The organism is uncultured Martelella sp. (assembly GCF_963677965.2).
GTDB lineage: Bacteria > Pseudomonadota > Alphaproteobacteria > Rhizobiales > Rhizobiaceae > Martelella > Martelella mangrovi.
Genome location: NZ_CAXXFM010000001.1, coordinates 1,238,758 through 1,254,400, shown reverse-complemented (window position 1 = coordinate 1,254,400; position 15,643 = coordinate 1,238,758). Strand labels below are relative to the sequence as shown.

The 15,643-nt window shown below is 61.6% G+C and carries 17 protein-coding genes; 9 read left to right on the top strand and 8 right to left on the bottom strand.

Features of this window, described 5'->3' with window-relative positions; all coding sequences use genetic code 11:
• The first annotated feature begins 305 nt into the window (after positions 1-305).
• The 3 genes from ACHZCU_RS06010 (at position 306) to ACHZCU_RS06000 (ending at position 2,840) form a co-directional block, all read left to right on the top strand.
• The gene (locus ACHZCU_RS06010; RefSeq protein WP_106307959.1) at positions 306-1,187 is read left to right on the top strand and encodes an ABC transporter permease; all 882 of its coding nucleotides are present in this window, start codon (positions 306-308) and stop codon (positions 1,185-1,187) included.
• Positions 1,188-1,408: 221 nt separating this feature from the next.
• Positions 1,409-2,044 carry a YdcF family protein gene (locus tag ACHZCU_RS06005; protein WP_319518053.1) on the top strand — a complete coding sequence of 212 codons (636 nt, stop codon included), beginning with the start codon at positions 1,409-1,411 and terminating at the stop codon, positions 2,042-2,044.
• Positions 2,045-2,048: 4 nt separating this feature from the next.
• Positions 2,049-2,840, top strand: a complete 792-nt coding sequence (locus ACHZCU_RS06000; RefSeq protein WP_319518052.1) for a 1-acyl-sn-glycerol-3-phosphate acyltransferase — start codon at positions 2,049-2,051, stop codon at positions 2,838-2,840.
• Between the two features lie 15 nt (positions 2,841-2,855).
• Here ACHZCU_RS06000 and ACHZCU_RS05995 read toward each other — a convergent pair whose 3' ends face one another.
• Complete coding sequence (locus ACHZCU_RS05995; protein ID WP_106307581.1) at positions 2,856-3,407, bottom strand: gamma-glutamylcyclotransferase; 552 nt, start codon at positions 3,405-3,407, stop codon at positions 2,856-2,858.
• A 49-nt stretch (positions 3,408-3,456) separates the two neighbouring features.
• Between ACHZCU_RS05995 and ACHZCU_RS05990 the strand changes: the two genes are divergently transcribed.
• Positions 3,457-4,452, top strand: coding sequence for a DUF2125 domain-containing protein (locus tag ACHZCU_RS05990; protein ID WP_319518051.1), 996 nt, complete (start codon positions 3,457-3,459; stop codon positions 4,450-4,452).
• Between the two features lie 18 nt (positions 4,453-4,470).
• Here ACHZCU_RS05990 and ACHZCU_RS05985 read toward each other — a convergent pair whose 3' ends face one another.
• The 3 genes from ACHZCU_RS05985 to ACHZCU_RS05975 form a co-directional block, all read right to left on the bottom strand.
• Positions 4,471-5,400 carry a prephenate/arogenate dehydrogenase family protein gene (locus ACHZCU_RS05985; RefSeq protein WP_319518050.1) on the bottom strand — a complete coding sequence of 310 codons (930 nt, stop codon included), beginning with the start codon at positions 5,398-5,400 and terminating at the stop codon, positions 4,471-4,473.
• Positions 5,397-6,521 (bottom strand): histidinol-phosphate transaminase, encoded by a 1,125-nt coding sequence (hisC, locus tag ACHZCU_RS05980; protein WP_319518049.1) that lies wholly within the window; start codon positions 6,519-6,521, stop codon positions 5,397-5,399. Before hisC ends, ACHZCU_RS05985 begins: the two co-directional genes overlap by 4 nt.
• A gap of 87 nt (positions 6,522-6,608) precedes the next feature.
• Positions 6,609-7,373: a methyltransferase domain-containing protein gene (locus ACHZCU_RS05975; RefSeq protein WP_319518048.1), complete on the bottom strand. Its 765-nt coding sequence runs from the start codon at positions 7,371-7,373 to the stop codon at positions 6,609-6,611.
• A gap of 86 nt (positions 7,374-7,459) precedes the next feature.
• Between ACHZCU_RS05975 and gloB the strand changes: the two genes are divergently transcribed.
• Together gloB and ACHZCU_RS05965 are read left to right on the top strand one after the other, a co-directional pair.
• Positions 7,460-8,230: a hydroxyacylglutathione hydrolase gene (gene gloB, locus ACHZCU_RS05970; RefSeq protein WP_319518047.1), complete on the top strand. Its 771-nt coding sequence runs from the start codon at positions 7,460-7,462 to the stop codon at positions 8,228-8,230.
• Positions 8,230-8,673, top strand: a complete 444-nt coding sequence (locus ACHZCU_RS05965; protein ID WP_394706031.1) for a cupin domain-containing protein — start codon at positions 8,230-8,232, stop codon at positions 8,671-8,673. Before gloB ends, ACHZCU_RS05965 begins: the two co-directional genes overlap by 1 nt.
• A 7-nt stretch (positions 8,674-8,680) precedes the next feature.
• On the opposite strand, the gene ACHZCU_RS05960 is transcribed toward ACHZCU_RS05965, so the two are convergent.
• On the bottom strand, positions 8,681-9,547 hold the full coding sequence (locus ACHZCU_RS05960; RefSeq protein ID WP_319518046.1) for an EamA family transporter: 867 nt from the start codon (positions 9,545-9,547) through the stop codon (positions 8,681-8,683).
• A gap of 24 nt (positions 9,548-9,571) precedes the next feature.
• Complete coding sequence (locus tag ACHZCU_RS05955) at positions 9,572-10,348, bottom strand: DUF3108 domain-containing protein (RefSeq protein WP_319518045.1); 777 nt, start codon at positions 10,346-10,348, stop codon at positions 9,572-9,574.
• A gap of 233 nt (positions 10,349-10,581) precedes the next feature.
• On the opposite strand from ACHZCU_RS05955, the gene rpmB reads away from it, so the two are divergent.
• Both rpmB and ACHZCU_RS05945 read left to right on the top strand, forming a co-directional pair.
• Positions 10,582-10,878, top strand: a complete 297-nt coding sequence (gene rpmB / locus ACHZCU_RS05950; protein WP_106307561.1) for a 50S ribosomal protein L28 — start codon at positions 10,582-10,584, stop codon at positions 10,876-10,878.
• Positions 10,879-10,975: 97 nt separating this feature from the next.
• A complete protein-coding gene (locus tag ACHZCU_RS05945) occupies positions 10,976-11,611 on the top strand; it encodes a VUT family protein (RefSeq protein WP_106307558.1) in 636 nt (211 codons plus the stop codon).
• 231 nt (positions 11,612-11,842) lie between these two features.
• On the opposite strand, the gene ACHZCU_RS05940 is transcribed toward ACHZCU_RS05945, so the two are convergent.
• Positions 11,843-13,285, bottom strand: a complete 1,443-nt coding sequence (locus ACHZCU_RS05940) for a mannitol dehydrogenase family protein (RefSeq protein ID WP_319518044.1) — start codon at positions 13,283-13,285, stop codon at positions 11,843-11,845.
• A 191-nt stretch (positions 13,286-13,476) separates the two neighbouring features.
• On the opposite strand from ACHZCU_RS05940, the gene amyA reads away from it, so the two are divergent.
• Positions 13,477-14,964: an alpha-amylase gene (gene amyA, locus ACHZCU_RS05935; protein WP_319518043.1), complete on the top strand. Its 1,488-nt coding sequence runs from the start codon at positions 13,477-13,479 to the stop codon at positions 14,962-14,964.
• Positions 14,965-15,000: 36 nt separating this feature from the next.
• On the opposite strand, the gene ACHZCU_RS05930 is transcribed toward amyA, so the two are convergent.
• Positions 15,001-15,543: a VOC family protein gene (locus ACHZCU_RS05930; protein WP_319518042.1), complete on the bottom strand. Its 543-nt coding sequence runs from the start codon at positions 15,541-15,543 to the stop codon at positions 15,001-15,003.
• Positions 15,544-15,643 lie beyond the last annotated feature (100 nt).

The window sequence follows — 15,643 nt, the reverse complement described above, 5'->3', positions numbered from 1 at the left end:
AGGCAAAGGCTGCACGGGAAAAGGCCGAAGCAGAGCGCGCCGAAAGGCAGGCCAGGATGCAGCGGCCGCCAACGCCGCCGGCTGACGACCGACCGCCGCTGCCGCGCGCCGAAGCCCGTGAAACACCCTTAGATGACAAACCCGCGTCAACGCAACGCACGCCGCAGGCGCGCCCGGCAACAGCCAAAGCGGGCGATGCTGTGTCCGCCGCGAGACGCAACATCAAAAAGCCGCCGATCGCCGGCTCGGGAAGCCGCAAGCCGACGCCGATCGTCCCGCCCTCCAATGTTCAGTCGCGCGCGCTGATGGCGGTCATCGCGATCATGGCGTTTCTGGCATGTCTGACCCTTGGCGGCGTTTCCATGGTGCGGGCCACGGCGGCAAGCTGGCAGGGCGGTATTTCCCGCGAGGTCACCATCCAGATCAAGCCCGCCGAGGGCCGCGACATGAACCAGGCGCTTCTCAACGCCCGGGATGTGGCGCTGCAGTTCGTCGGCACGATTGACGGTCAGGTGGTGGATGAGGCGGCGACCGAAAGGCTGCTTGAACCCTGGCTTGGCACCGGGCTTGATTTCGATGAACTGCCGGTGCCGCGTCTGGTGATCGTCACCATCGATGAAAACAATCCGCCGGATTTCGCGGCGATGGCCGATGCGCTGCAAAGTGCCGTGCCCGGCGCCTATCTCGACGATCACCGTGCATGGGTGGACCGGCTCTCCGCGATGGCGGATGCGACGACCACAATCGGCGCTTCGGTCATGGCGCTGGTGTTCTCGGCCATGGTGCTGACCGTGGTGTTTGCCACCCGCGGCGCGCTTTCAGGCAGCCGCGATATTGTCGAGGTGCTGCATTTCGTCGGTGCCGAAGGCAGTTTCGTGGCGCGCCAGTTCCAGAACCATTTCCTCAATGTCGCGCTGAAGGGGGCGTTTCTCGGCGGTGCTTTGGCCTGCCTGTTCTTCGTGATTGCGCGGTTCTGGCAGGCGCGTTTCCTGGCCACCCCCGGAGCCGATCAGGCAACGGCGCTGTTCGGCTCGATCTCGATCGGCTGGGGCGCCTATGCGGGTATCTTGCTGACCATTGTCATCATCGCCGCGCTGACCACGCTGACCGCCCGGCTGACGGTGATCCGCACGATCCGGGAAATCGATCATATCCGTTCGGACCCGGAGCGCACAGACAGCCTGTAGACCGGTCCGATTTGCAACCTATCCGGTGTCGCCCTGCCGCCTGAATTTCAGCTATATCGTCTGTCATGTATAGAGAACCGGCGGCCGGTTGATTCGGACAGTCGCTGAAATGTTGTCCTGCCGGAAACAACCGGCAACTGCGGCTGGAAAACGGCTGGAATGGAAGGGATATGGCGGAGCGGGTGTGCAAGTCGCCTGGAACAAGCGGGCACGGGGACGGTGTGCGGAGCGGTGAGACTTCGCGTGGGTGTTTTCTGCTGCGCGCCTTGCTGACCGCCGTTGTTGCTGTCGTCATCGCCTTTGGCGGCGGGTTCCTGTGGTTTTCGGTCAGTGTGATGACGACCAGGCCGCCTGCGCTTTACGAGACCGATGCCATTGTCGTGCTGACCGGCGGATCGCGCCGTATCGACGAGGCGCTCTTGCTTCTGGCCGAAGGTGCGGGCGAGCGTCTGCTGATCTCGGGCGTCAATCCCGCCACCACACCGGAAAGCATCCGCGTGCTGACCGGCGGCGACAGCCAGTTGTTCGAATGCTGTGTCGATGTCGGCTACGAGGCGCTGGATACCCATGGCAATGCGGTGGAAACCCGCAAATGGATCGAGGAACACGACTATCGGCGCGTGCTGGTCGTCACCAGCGCCTACCACCTGCCGCGCAGTCTGTTCGAATTGCGGCATATCGATCCGGATACGATATTCGTCGGCTATCCTGTGCAGATGGGCGAGGGCGACGGCCCCTGGTATGGCAATCTGCGTTATGTGAAGGTATTGGCGTCGGAATATCTCAAATTCATCGGGGCGCATGTGCGCGCGGTGACCGGGCTCAGGGTGCTGAGCCCCGCAGGGCAGGAAAAATAGAGACATGGGCGTTCTTCGTTCTCTTGCGTTCAATACCGCCTTTTACGTCGGCACGGCGCTCAGGATGATCGTCCAGTCGCCCTATTATTTTTCCGCCTCGCGCAAGAATGCCTATCGTGTGGTGGTTCAGGGCTGGGGCCGTTTCGTCAATCGCCAGATGCGCTTCTGGGTCGGGACCACCTTTGAGATCGAGGGGCTGGAAAACCTGCCCGACGGTCCCTGCATCATCGCGCCGAAGCATCAGTCGGCCTGGGACACGATCATGCTTTTGCCGTGGGTGCCGGATTCGGTCTTCATGCTGAAGAGCGAATTGATCCAGATGCCGCTTTTCGGCTGGTATCTGAAAAAACAACGTCAGATTGCCGTCGACCGCGCGGCAAGCGGGCGGGCCATGGCCGATGCGATCAAACGCACCAAGGCTGAGGTCGAGACCGGGCGGCAGCTGATCATCTTTCCGGAAGGAACCCGGCGTCCGCCGGGGGCTGAACCGGATTACAAACGCGGCATTCAGCTCATCTACAGCGGACTTGCGGTTCCCGTGGTGCCGGTGGTCATGCATCCGGGGCTGTTCTGGCCGCGCGGCAATTTCCGCCGCCAGAAAGGCCATTTCAAGGTGAGGGTCCTGCCGGCCATTGCGCCGGGCAAACCGCCCAAGGCGTTTTTTGCCGAGCTTGTCGAGACCATGGAGCGGGAAAGCGACCGCCTGCTTGTCGAAACCGTTGCCGAAAACCCGCATCTCGACCTTCCTGCGGTGACGCAGGAGCGCGTTGCGGCACTGACATCCGGCGGGTCTTAGGACAGCTCCGGCGTTTCAGGGGCCGTCGCCGAATTTCGGGCGCGGCTGTTCATTGCGCAGCAGTCGGGCGATTGATTCCAGTGCCGCGTCGCCGATCTGCAACTGGCGCAGATGATCGACCGTGTTGAGAACGTAATCGCGGTTCGCGCCCGACTGGCCATGTCCGTTGCGCACCAGTTCGGCGGCGTGTTCGGGCGCCACCTTGCCCGCATACTGCGTATGGGAATGATCGACGACATAGGCAACCGCCGGGACCGTGGAGCCGTTTTCAAGCCGGACCGGCAAAACCAGTTCGCGGTAGACCCGGGTAACAAGTTCGCGGGCGCGCAGATAATCCATCACCGCCTCTTCATCGTCGCTTTTGGCGGCGAAGGCGACGCCCTCGCAAAAACCGCCGCGGTCGAGACCCAGCACAAGGCCGGGCATCTCCGCAGTGCCGCGATGAACATGGGAATAGACGCACAGGCTGCGATGATAGCCTGAAAGGCGTGCATTCACGCGCTTGTGGTTCGGGAAACCGGGGTTCCACATCAACGAGCCGTAGCCAAATACCCAGAATTCGTCCATATGCTATGCCTGACGTCGTTTGGAACGAAGGACAGAATGGGAAGCTTTCATGGCAAGTTCAACCCGCACGCGAAAATTTCTCAAGTGGTCACTCATCGTGCTGGTCATCCTCCTGGCTGTCTATGCACTGGGCTGGTTGTTCATTGCCCGCACCGTCAAGGCCCGGATGTTCGAGCTTCTGGAAGGTCAGGACGGGCGCAACACGGTCGTGAGCTGTGAGGATATCGGTTATCAGGGCTTCCCCGCAAGGTTCGGTTTCTTCTGCGATGGTCTTCATGTCCGCGATCGTAAAACCGACGCCGTGTTCGATACGCCGCAGCTTCTGGCCGAAGCGCCGGTTTATGCGCCCTGGTCCGTGATGGCAACGGTAACCGGACCCGCCACACTCGACAACGACGCCGGCATGCTGCTGCGGACGGAATGGGAACACCTTGGCGGCAAGCTGATCTACGGGCGTTCGGCGCCGCGTCTGATTTCCTACGATCTTGAGGGGCTGACGGCCCGTTTTGCCGGGCCGGCCGGTCAGCAGGGAACGCTGACGGCCGAATATGCCGAGGGGCTGGTCCGCAATGATGACGGTGATCTCGATCTTGCCCTCACGGTGACCAACGGGGTTCTGCGGCCGCAAAACGATGCCGAGGCCCTGCCGGCGGTATCGGTCAATCTGCTCGCCACGGTTGACGACGGCGGATCGCTGCTGGCCACGAAAATCCGGCCCAGCGCCCTTCGCGGCAAGAGCGGTATTTTGAACCAGGCAACGCTTGCGATTGGCGAACAGGAATCGCATTTCGCCGTCTCCGGCCGGTTTTCCTTCGATCAGGACGGCTATCTGGACGGCCGATTCAGCGTCGAGCTGACCGGTATCGACGGTATCTCGCAGGTTATTCAGCTGGCGTTCCCGCAGGCCGCCAATCCCGTTGCGACGGTGACCGGGCTGATCAAGTCGTTTACCGGCGGTCAGCGCACCATGTCGCTCGATGTCCGCGTTGACCATGGCCGGGCCCGGATCGGTTTCATTCCGCTTGGCCAGATCCCGCCGGTCTGACGGGGCGCAGAAGGGGGCTCAGTCCTTCTTGTCGAGCCCGTGGCGGCCGAAGTCGGGTGCGTCGACATCCTGGCCGGCTTCGATGATCGAGCGGCGGATATCGCGGGTGCGGGTGAAGAGTTCGAACAGCTTGTCGCCCTCGCCCCAGCGGATGGCGCGCTGCAGATAGGCAAGATCCTCGGAAAACCGCGCCAGCATTTCCAGAATGGCATCCCGGTTGTGCAGGCACACGTCCCGCCACATGGTGGGGTCGGAGGCCGCCAGTCTGGTGAAGTCGCGAAAGCCCGAGGCCGAATATTGAATGACTTCGGATTGCGTCACCGTCTCCAGATCATCGGCGGTGCCGACGATGTTGTAGGCGATGATATGCGGCAGGTGCGAGACGATGGCCAGCACCTTGTCATGGTGTGCCGGTTCCATCCGGTCGACCGTTGAACCCAGCGCCTGCCAGAATGCGGTGAGCCTGTCGATTGCGGTTTCATCCGTACCCTCAAGCGGGGTCAGGATGCACCAGCGGTCGACGAACAGCCCTTCAAAGCCCGCATCCGGTCCGGAGCGTTCCGTACCGGCAATCGGGTGACCGGGAATGAAATGCACGCCGTCGGGCACATGCGGCGTCATCTGGGCGATTACCGAGGCCTTGGTGGAACCGACATCGGTGAGGATCGCGCCGGGCTTCAGATTGGGGGCGATCCTTTCGGCAACCGCGCCCGACGCGCCGACGGGTACGGAGACGATCACCAGATCGGCGCCGCGCACGGCATCTTCGGCGGCAGCGGTGTAACGGTCGCCGAGCCCGAGTTCTTCCGCGCGCCGCAGCGTTTCCGGCGAGCGCGTCGAAACCACGATTTCGCCCGCAAGCCCCTTGGCGCGAATATCGCGGGCAAGCGAGGAACCGATCAGGCCGATGCCGATCAGGGCGACGCGTTCAAACATAAAACCGCTCATGCCGCATCCGTTTCGCTGTTTTCGGCCATGAATTCCTTCAGGGCCGCGATCACGCCGCGATTGGCCTCTTCGGTGCCGACACTCATGCGCAGCGCGTTCGGGAAGCCATAACCCGCCACGGCGCGCAGAACATAGCCGCGCGCGGAAAGGTAACGGTCAGCATCGGCTGCACGCGCACCATCGCGGTCGGGAAAGTGGATCAGCACGAAATTGGTGACCGAAGGCGTGACCTTGAGACCGATTGCAGAAAACTCCCGGGTCAGGGTCTCGATCCACTCAGCATTGAATTCGATGGCGTTCTGGGTAAAGCCATCATCCTGAATGGCCGCGGTTGCCGCTGCAATGGCCGGGGCATTTAGGTTGAACGGACCGCGCACGCGATCCAGCGCGCCGACGATTTCCAGCGGGCCGTAAAGCCAGCCGACGCGCAGTGCCGCCAGTCCGTAAACCTTCGAGAAGGTCCGGGTCATCACCACATTGGCGCTTTCGGCAACCAGTTCGAGACCGGCCTCATAGTCGTTGCGGCGGACATATTCGGCATAGGCGGCATCGAGCACCAGAATGACATTCTTCGGCAGGCCGGCATGCAGGCGGCGAACCTCGGAAAACGGGATATAGGTGCCGGTGGGGTTTGCCGGATTGGCGATGAAGACGAGCCGCGTTTTATCGGTGACGGCGGCCAGAATGGCGTCGACATCGACCGTGGCATCCTTCTCCTTCACCGTGACTGGCGTCGCACCGTTCGCCATGATCTGGATCTTGTAGACGAGGAAGCCGTGCTCGGTGATGATCGCCTCGTCGCCTTCGCCCAGATAGATGTGGGCGAGGAGACCGAGCAGTTCGTCCGAACCATTACCGCAGATGATGTTCTTGGTGTTGAGACCGTATTTGGCGGCAATCGCCTCGCGCAGTGCGGTCGCCTGACCGTCGGGATAAAGCGCAAGGGTTTCGGCGAGGTTCCGCATCGCCTCGATCGCCTTCGGGCTCGGCCCGAGCGGGGTCTCGTTCGACGAAAGCTTGTGCACCTTCGCAACACCCTCCACATGGTCCTTGCCGGGGACATAGGCGGCAATCTCCATGACACCGGGGCGGGGTGTCGGCTTCATCGACTGGTCAGGCATAGAAAACCTCGAAAACAACATGTGGCCCAGACGGCCGTTTTGAACGGGAGAAGGAATAATCAGGATTGCCGGCTTTGTCGAGGGCGCTCAGGCCCGGTGCCGCCCGGTTTGGTGGCGGCTGCGGGTTGTCGGCACGCCCTGCGGCGCAAGGGCGGGCACCAGCACCTTGCGCGATGCGCGGGCTGCCACCGGCAGGCCCTGATAAAGCCGCTTTTGCGCCTCGACGATGTTGACGCCGGAAAAGGCCGGCCAGAAGGTGCGGCCGGAACGCTCGAAGCTGGAGCGGAATTTCAGCACGGCCCGGCTTTTCGACGGCGGAAAGAACAGCGCCTCGGCAAAGGCGCCGGGGGTGAAGTTGGTTTCGCGCAGAAGCTCGGTGATCTGGCTCTTGGAATAGGGCCGGCCATTGCCGAACGGGGTATGTTCCAGCCGCGCCCAGACCCCGCGCCGGTTGGGCGCGACGATGACGAGGCGGCCGCCGGGGGCGAGGATGCGCCAGAGTTCGCGCATGGTCTCGCGCGGGCTTTCGGTGAATTCCAGCGCGTGGACCATCAGCACCCGGTCGATCGAGGCATCGGGCAGCGGCAGTTCGTCGTCCAGCACAAGCGCGGTTGCCGAAGCGCCAGAGGTCGGCCAGTTTATGGCGCCCTGTGCTGCCGGCATGAACGACATGACGCGCTCGGCATCGGCGCCGAAGCGGTCGAGATAGGGCAGGCAATAGCCAAGGCCCAAAAGCCGCTCGTCCGGCAGCTTCGGCCAGACCGGCGCCAGCGCCATGGCAATGGAATGGGCGGCAAGCCGTCCAAGCCGTGTGTGGTAAAAGGCGCGAAGGTCAACGATATCGGCGTTCATGAGCGAAGTTCAGACTGCCCCGGTTGGACTTGAGACCGCACAGTACTACATTGAAGCCGAATGGGTAAGCAATCGCGAGGCTTGAAATGGGTTCACTGGAAATCGCCGTCTTCATGTGCCGTTCCGACAATTACGGGGTGCTGGTGCACGACCCGGACACGAAAAAGACAGTCAGTATCGATGCCCCCGATGGCGAAAAGGTGATTGCGGAAGCCGAAAAACGCGGCTGGGTGATAACCGATGTCTTCACCACGCATCACCACAAGGACCATGTCGAGGGCAATCTTCTGCTGAAGGAACGTTATGATTGCCGGATTGTCGGGCCGGTGGAAGAGGCCGTGGTCATTCCGGGGCTGGACCTTGCCGTCGGCGAGGGCGACAAGCTGGATTTTGCCGGCCGCACCGTCGATGTGATCGAGACGCCCGGCCATACGGCGGGTCATGTCTGTTATCACTTCATCGATGACAACCTGCTGTTTTCCGCCGACACGCTGTTTGCCATGGGCTGTGGGCGCCTGTTCGAACGCCCCGCCTCCGACATGTGGCCGTCGCTGAAAAAGCTTCTGGCGCTGCCGGATGAGACGGAAGTCTATTTCGGTCATGAATATACGCTGACCAACGCGAAATTCGCGCTTTCGGTCGACCCGGACAATCAGGTTCTGAAAGAGCGCGCGGAAGCGGTGGCGGCGTTGCGGGACGCCGGTGATTTCACCATCCCGACCACGATCGGGCTTGAGAAGAAGACCAATCCCTTCCTCAGGGTCGCCGATCCGGCAATCCGGGCAAAGCTCGGCATGGAAGATGCGAGCGATGCCGAGGTTCTGGGTGAAATCCGCCGGTTGAAGGACAGTTTCTGATGGCGGTGCCTGCCGCAATCACCGCCGAGGCCGTGATCGATACGCTCGGGATGAAACCGCATCCCGAAGGCGGCTGGTTTGTCGAAACCTTTCGCGATATGGCGGGCGAACCGGGGCGCGGCGCCTCGACGCTGATCTATTTCCTGCTCAAGGCCGGCGAACGCTCGCACTGGCACCGGCTGCTGACCACGGTGGAGGTCTGGCACTATTATGCCGGCGCGCCGCTGAAACTGATGATCTCGGCAGATGGCAGGGCAAGCAAGACCATGACGCTCGGGCCGGATGTCATTGCCGGCGAGCGGCCGCAATGCGTCATTCCCGCCGGTCACTGGCAGGCGGCCGAAACCACCGGCGATTTCACGCTTGTGGGCTGCACGGTCGCACCCGGTTTCGTTTTCGATGATTTCGAGCTTGCTGCCCCGGACTGGACGCCCGCCGGTTAACGCGCCGTCAGCCTTTCCTGCGGGCGATCATGTCGCGGGCGGCCAGCATGGCGCCGCCGGTGATCAGCAGGCAGGCGACGATCACCCGCCAGCCGGGCTCGCCGAACCGGGCCACCAGCAGAATGATCGTCGAAAGCAGCGGTGCTGCATAGCTTGCAGCGCCCAGCACCTGGATATTGCCCTTCTTCACGCCGTAGTCCCACGCATAAAAGGCAATGCCGACCGGAAACAGGCCGAGCCCCAGCACGGCAAGCCATTGGCCGGGCGATTGCGGCCAGACCGTGGTTTCAAGCAGCAGGTGGCACAGGAGCGAGAGCACCGATGTCGCCAGGCAGAAACCGGTTACCACATCGGTCGAAACCTTGGAAAAGGACCGCGAGATCAGCGAATAGCCCGACCATGTGAAGGCGCAGAGGAAGGCGGCGATGTAGCCGAGCGTGTAGTCTCCGCTGACCGTCAGCCCGCCGCCGCGCGTGATCAGCAGCGCCGTTCCGGCAAAGCCGGCCACGGCGCCTGCGACATGATGCAGTTTCAGCTTTTCGCCCGGCAGAAGGGCCGAACCGACGACGATCAGCAACGGCCAGAGATAGGCGATCAGCCCGGCATCGACGGCCGGCGCGTTGCGCAATGCGGTAAAATACAGGAAGTGGTAGCCGAACAGCCCGGTAATGCCCGCGATCCACACCTTTGCCGGCTGGCGCAGAGCATGGCGGCGTTCCGGCCGGGCAATCAGCACGGCAATGCCGGGGAGGCTCGCAATCGCAAAGGCAATCGCCGACAGCTGGAATGGCGGCACCTGGCCGGAGGCCGCGGTGAACAGGGCCAGAAACGACCACATGATGACGGCTGAAAAGCCGATCAGTGTTGCGCGCATGATGGAAAACCCGTGTGCAGGATGTCAGACGCCGAACTTCGAGGCGTAGATCGTCAACCGGCCGATCTTCAGCGGGATCTGCGCCGTGACCGGGGCATAGACATTGAGCTCTTCGTTGAAGGCGAACCAGACCACCAGTTCCCGGGTATTGGCGAGATACTGGATATCGTCGTCCTTGCGCTCGTAACCGGCAATCGGGCGGAAGCGCATGGCGCAGCCGACGGCACGCCCGGAAAAGCCCTTGGTGGAAAACGGTTTGGTGCCTGCCGGGGCCAGTTCCAGATCAAGCCGCGTCTCCCCGTCGAAGATCGCGATCTTGCCCTGGCAGGGGTTGTTCGACGGCGGCAGCAGCAGCGCCGAGATCGGGTCGATGACGCCGCGCAGATGCTTTGCCGTCACGTCGACCCAGTCATTGCCGCGCGGGCCGGGATCGGGCTCGATTGTCGAGGAGACCACGCGTTTGCGGGAAAATTCCGCGCCGTAGTCGCGGGCGTAATCGCCGTCGCGGTAGCTCAGCTGAAACGCTTTGGTCTCCGGTCGGCCGTCCTTCCAGTCGCCCTGTGCATCGACTTTCACGGCAATGGAGGTGAAAAGATTGCCGATTCCCGCTGCCTCGATATCGGCCCGGATCCGGTAGTCGCCGTCATTCACGGTGGTGTCGAAGACAGCGTCGGCAATCTTGATCCCGGAAAAGGCGATGGTATAGACGGTCTGCTGTGTGATGTCCTCGGCCCTGGCGGCGGCCGTTCCGGCAAGAAAAACCAAAGCAATTACAGTCTGATAAATGGCGGTTTTTCTCATGTCGCTCTCTCGTACCCTTGATCCGGTCGTTCCTGCTCATCCGTTTATGTCTCAGGCAGGCACAAAAAAACAGCGGTAAATTTCCGCGTCCCCGTGAAAATACCCGAACTTGCCTTGACCTTTGGGCACCACGCGATTATAGAACCGCAACTTTCCAATTAGCCGCCAATTGGATCGCGGGACTAGGCCGTCCCGTTGTAAGCCGTTGGCTGAAGACGAGTATAGGTGAAATCATGTCCCGCACGTGTGAATTGACTGGTAAGGGCGTGCTGTCCGGCAACAATGTCAGCCACGCCAACAACAAGACCCGCCGCAAGTTCCTGCCGAACCTGTGCCGCGTGACGCTGATGTCCGAAGCCACGGGCCAGAGCTATCGCCTGCGCGTTTCCGCTGCCGCACTTCGCTCGGTCGAACATCGTGGCGGCCTCGACGCATTCCTGATCAAGTCCGGCGAAGGCGATCTTTCGCCGCGCGCCCGTCTGATCCGCAAGGAAATCATCAAGAAGACGGCCGAACAGGCTGCCGCCTGATCAACAGGCACTTTATCAAACTGGAAAGCCTTGCTGTTTCGCAGTAAGGCTTTCTTTATTCCTATCGCCAACTGGTGGCATCACCCAGGATAAAAAAATGCGACAGTCGCAATCTGTTATTCTTTACAGCCTGCTGATGGCAGGTGTCGTTCTCGCCTCCAACATTCTGGTTCAGTATCCGGTTCAGGGTACGGTCTACGGCATTTCGCTTGCCGACCTTCTGACCTGGGGGGCCTTTACCTATCCGTTCGCCTTTCTGGTCAACGACCTGACCAACCGCCAGTTCGGCCCGACGGCCGCGCGCAAGGTGGTGATTGCAGGCTTTATCGTCGGCGTTGCCTTTTCCTTCTACGCCTCGGTACCGCGGATCGCGATTGCATCGGGCACGGCGTTTCTGGTGGGCCAGCTTCTCGACACCACGCTGTTCAACCGGCTGCGCCGCCAGAGCTGGTGGAAGGCGCCGCTGGTCGGCTCGCTGTTCGGCTCGATCCTGGATACGGTGCTGTTCTTCTCGATCAGCTTTGCCGCCGTCTTCGCCTTCATCGGCGCCAATGACGAATTCGCGCTCGGTGTAGCACCGCTCTTCGGCGTGTTCCCGTTCATGGACGTGCCGCGCTGGGTGTCCTGGGCGCTTGGCGACCTCTCGGTCAAACTGGCCTTCAGCCTGATCATGCTGCTGCCTTACGGCGCGCTGATGACCTGGCTGAGGCCGATGCGTCCGGTGAATGCGTAAGGGGCCGGCGGGCCCGCGTTTGGCAGTATTGCCACATTCCCTTCAGCACATATCGTCGTCATCCCGGCCTTGAGCCGGGATCCAGGGCCATACGGCAGGCCCTTCGGTTCGATATCGTGCACCACATTCGCTTGTGAAAGTCGCCCTGAATGCCGGGGCAAGCCCGGCATGACGGAGAGAAACAGATCCACTCACCCGGAGCCAGAAAGCTTCGGCGGCAAAGCGCCCACTCTATTCCTTCAGCACAGCCCGCACCGCACCGCGCGGGCCTTTCTCCACGATATAGCGATAGGCGCCGGTGATTGCCGAGCGGAAGTCCGGTTCGCGGCGCAGTTGCTCGTCGAAGATCGCTTCGTTGGAGAGGATGCGGTCGACAAGCTGGTCGCCGTCATAGTCTTTCGCTTCCGCCAGCAGTTCTTCCGAGAGCGGATCGGTCAGCTTGCCGCCTTCATCTGCCGTGACCTTGACGAAACGGATCCAGCCGGCCACCGCCAGCGCCAGAAGCGGCCAGGGATTGCTGCTTTCGACATTTTCGGCAATGCCGTGGAGAAGGCGCTGCGGCAGTTTCTGGCTGGTGTCCCAGGCGATCTGCGACGTGCGGTGCTTCAGCTTCGGATTGGAAAAGCGCTGGATCAGCGCATCGGCATATTCTTCAAGGTCAACGCCTTCAATGGCCGGCAGTGTGGGGCGCTGCTCATTGAGCATCAGCTGGCGCGCGGCCTTGCGGAACACCTCGTCCTCCATGCAGGCTGAGACGGTTTCAAGGCCGGAGAGGCTGCCCAGCATGGCGAGGAAGGTATGCGCGCCGTTGAGCATGCGTAGCTTCATCATCTCGAAGGGGCGGACATCATCCGTCATCATCGCGCCGCCTTCTTCGAATGGCGGGTGGGCGGTGGCGAAGTCGTCCTCGATCACCCATTGGCGGAAGGGTTCGCAGACGATGCCGTTATCGTCTTCCTTACCGTCATTGAGGGAGCGCAGCACGCCGCGGCCATAATCGTCGAGCGCCGGAACCACACGGTCGACCATGGTCGAGGGGAAGGAGACGTTGGCGTCGATCCAGTCTGCAAGCTTCGTGTCGCGCTGATGGGCATAGGAGAGCACCGCCGCGCGGGCAAGCTTGCCATTGTCGGGCTGATTGTCGCACGACAGCACCGTCAGCCCGTCGCGTCCGGCCTCCCTGCGGCGGCTCAGGCCCTCGACGATCACGCCGATGGCCGTGCCGGGTTCTTCCGGATTTGCCAGGTCCGCGATGATCCCCTTGTTTTCAAGATCGAGATGACCGTTTCTGACGCAGTAGCCTTTTTCGGTGATGGTGAGGCTGATGACGGCCATTGGCTCGGAGGCGATCAGGTCGAGCAGCGTGTCGATGCCGTCGCGTTTGGGGTGACAGGTGCCGACGACCACGCCGATCTGCCGCGCGGTCACGGTTTCGGCGTCCATTTCGGCAATCAGATAGCTGTGCCCGGCCTCATCCAGCGTCGTCAGTTCTTCCATGCCGGAGTTCAGCCGCACGGCAACCACGCCGAAATCGCCGCCGGCCTTGTTCATGCCTTCCTGCAGATAAACCATCGGGTGGGCACGGGCGAAACCGCCGAAACCGATATGCAAGATGCGCGGGCGAAGGGCCGCCGTGTCGAATTCCGGATTGGCGCGGATGATTGTCTCTTGCATCGGTTGTTCCTTCTGATCGCCGGTGATCGCCGCGGGGAGGGTATCGTTGCGGCGGGTGACACCCGTCAAGTCTTGTTTGCATAAATCCGCCGCCGGCGCAAAGGCGCTTGAGTTCACAATCGCGCCGTGGGAAGGAACTTTAGGATCAGGCGGCCGTTTCCCGTCGGATCACGACAATCTGCGAGGGCGCCATGGCCGGCCGTGTACTGCTTCAGTTTTTTCACTGGTACTATCCGGCGGGCGGAACGCTCTGGGACGAGGTCGCTGGCAAGGCCGCGGAACTGGCCGATATGGGCATTACCGACCTCTGGCTGCCGCCGGCCTACAAGGGCGCTGCCGGTGGTTATTCCGTCGGCTACGACGCCTATGACCTTTTCGATCTCGGCGAGTTCGACCAGAAGGGAACCGTGCCCACCAAATACGGTGACCGTGGTGCGCTGGAAAATGCCTGCCACACCCTTGCCGGCCATGGCATCGGCGCCATCCATGATGTGGTGTTCAACCACAAGATCGGCGCCGACGAGAAGGAGCAGGTGAAAGTCCGCCGCGCCGATCCGAAGGACCGCACGAAGATCGAGGACGAGGCCTTCGGCGCGCTGGCCTATACCCGTTTCACCTTTCCGGGGCGGCAGGGACAATATTCCGAATTCATCTGGACACAGAAGTGTTTCTCCGGCGTCGATCATATCGAGGAGCCGGACGAAAAGGGCGTCTTTCGCCTCGTCAACGAATATGGCGCAGGCGAGTGGAATGATGAGGTCGATGACGAAAACGGCAATTACGACTATCTCATCGGCGCCAACGTCGAACTCCGCAACCGGGCGGTCAGCGAGGAACTGAAATACTGGGGGCGCTGGTTTTCGGAGCAGGTCCCGTTGGCCGGCTTCCGTCTGGATGCGGCCAAACACATCCCCGCCTGGTTCTTTCGCGACTGGATCGCCCATATGCGCGAAACCGTGAAGGCGGACATGTTCGTCGTTGCCGAGTACTGGCACCCCGAAATCGATGCGTTGAAGGCCTATCTGGAACTAGTGGACCGGCAGCTGATGCTGTTCGATGTCGGTCTGCATTATCGCTTCCATGATGCCGCGGCGGCGGGCAGCGCATTCGACATGCGCACGATCTTCGACGGCACGCTGGTTGCCGAGGTGCCGGACCATGCCGTCACGCTGGTGGCCAATCACGATACCCAGCCGCTGCAATCGCTGGAGGCGGTCGTCGAACCGTGGTTCAAGCCGCTGGCCTATGCGTTGATCCTGATGCGCGAGCAGGGCGTGCCCAGCGTTTTCTATGCCGACCTTTACGGCGCGCAGTATCGCGACAAGGGAAGCGACGGCGAGGAATACGATATCGACATGCCGAAGATCGAATGCCTGCCGGCCCTGATCCAGGCGCGGCAGCGCTTCGCCAATGGCGCGGAGACGATCCTTTTTGACGACCCGCACTGTCTGGCGGTCATCCGCCACGGCACGCAGGAGGCGGCAGGCTCCGTCACCGTGCTGACCAATGGCGAGGAGACGGCAAAGGCGGTCGATCTTGGCTCAGGCCATGCAAATGCGCGGTTTTGCGATTTTCTCGGTCATCGCACCGACAAGGTTACCACGGATGACGATGGTCGCGCCGTGTTTCCGGTAAACGGCGGCAGTGTCTGCGTGTGGGTGCGTGAAGACAGCCTCTGACGATTTTCGCCGGGAATTGCTCCGGCGGTGCGCATATCAGCCGCGCGGCAGTGTTCGGAAGGCCTTTTTGGGGGAGCCGGTATTCCATTCGGGATGGTCCTTTTCCGCCTCCTTCCAGGCCCGCATGGTGCGCAGATAGGCGCCGGGTGTGGTGATTTTCGGGATGTGCGCCAGCTCCCAGTGAATGCCGTTGATGGGATCGTCGAAGAAGACGCCGTAATAACCCGGCGCATAGACCGGGTATTCGGCCGGCGTCTCGGTGACGGGCACCGCGTTCCAGACCAGAAACTCGGTGTGAAACCGGTCGACCTCTTTGCGGTTTTTCGCCCATAGCGCGATATGGTGAATACCGGTTGCCCGCGCCTCGTGATCGAGCTTGCCGCCGGTTCTGGCAGGTTGAAAACCGATATAGCTGTGGGGGAAGGGGAACCGGGTCATGTAATAGGTCGAGTGATAGCCGATATCCATGGTCCAGAAGCTCTTGTAGCCGAGCCAGCCGAACATCTGGTCGTAAAACGCGATCGATTTTTCATAGTTGATCACCGAGAACTCAACATGATTGACACCCCGCCAGCGCATCGGTCATCTCCTTTTTTAGTTTCGACGGCGGCAAGTCCGTCGTTTTTCTGATTGAAAACCGGTATTAGACCAGTGGTCTAATTTCGTCAATGAAAGTGAG

Bases quoted from the DNA above. Each gene is read 5' to 3' on its own strand.
- ACHZCU_RS05995 (WP_106307581.1), bottom strand. From the start codon at position 3,407: ATGGACGAATTCTGGGTATTTGGCTACGGCTCGTTGATGTGGAACCCC.
- amyA (WP_319518043.1), top strand. From the start codon at position 13,477: ATGGCCGGCCGTGTACTGCTTCAGTTTTTTCACTGGTACTATCCGGCG.
- ACHZCU_RS05930 (WP_319518042.1), bottom strand. From the start codon at position 15,543: ATGCGCTGGCGGGGTGTCAATCATGTTGAGTTCTCGGTGATCAACTAT.
- ACHZCU_RS05990 (WP_319518051.1), top strand. From the start codon at position 3,457: ATGGCAAGTTCAACCCGCACGCGAAAATTTCTCAAGTGGTCACTCATC.
- ACHZCU_RS05965 (WP_394706031.1), top strand. From the start codon at position 8,230: ATGGCGGTGCCTGCCGCAATCACCGCCGAGGCCGTGATCGATACGCTC.
- ACHZCU_RS05960 (WP_319518046.1), bottom strand. From the start codon at position 9,547: ATGCGCGCAACACTGATCGGCTTTTCAGCCGTCATCATGTGGTCGTTT.
- gloB (WP_319518047.1), top strand. From the start codon at position 7,460: ATGGGTTCACTGGAAATCGCCGTCTTCATGTGCCGTTCCGACAATTAC.
- hisC (WP_319518049.1), bottom strand. From the start codon at position 6,521: ATGCCTGACCAGTCGATGAAGCCGACACCCCGCCCCGGTGTCATGGAG.
- rpmB (WP_106307561.1), top strand. From the start codon at position 10,582: ATGTCCCGCACGTGTGAATTGACTGGTAAGGGCGTGCTGTCCGGCAAC.
- ACHZCU_RS05940 (WP_319518044.1), bottom strand. From the start codon at position 13,285: ATGCAAGAGACAATCATCCGCGCCAATCCGGAATTCGACACGGCGGCC.
- ACHZCU_RS05955 (WP_319518045.1), bottom strand. From the start codon at position 10,348: ATGAGAAAAACCGCCATTTATCAGACTGTAATTGCTTTGGTTTTTCTT.
- ACHZCU_RS06000 (WP_319518052.1), top strand. From the start codon at position 2,049: ATGGGCGTTCTTCGTTCTCTTGCGTTCAATACCGCCTTTTACGTCGGC.
- ACHZCU_RS05945 (WP_106307558.1), top strand. From the start codon at position 10,976: ATGCGACAGTCGCAATCTGTTATTCTTTACAGCCTGCTGATGGCAGGT.
- ACHZCU_RS06010 (WP_106307959.1), top strand. From the start codon at position 306: ATGGCGGTCATCGCGATCATGGCGTTTCTGGCATGTCTGACCCTTGGC.
- ACHZCU_RS05985 (WP_319518050.1), bottom strand. From the start codon at position 5,400: ATGAGCGGTTTTATGTTTGAACGCGTCGCCCTGATCGGCATCGGCCTG.
- ACHZCU_RS05975 (WP_319518048.1), bottom strand. From the start codon at position 7,373: ATGAACGCCGATATCGTTGACCTTCGCGCCTTTTACCACACACGGCTT.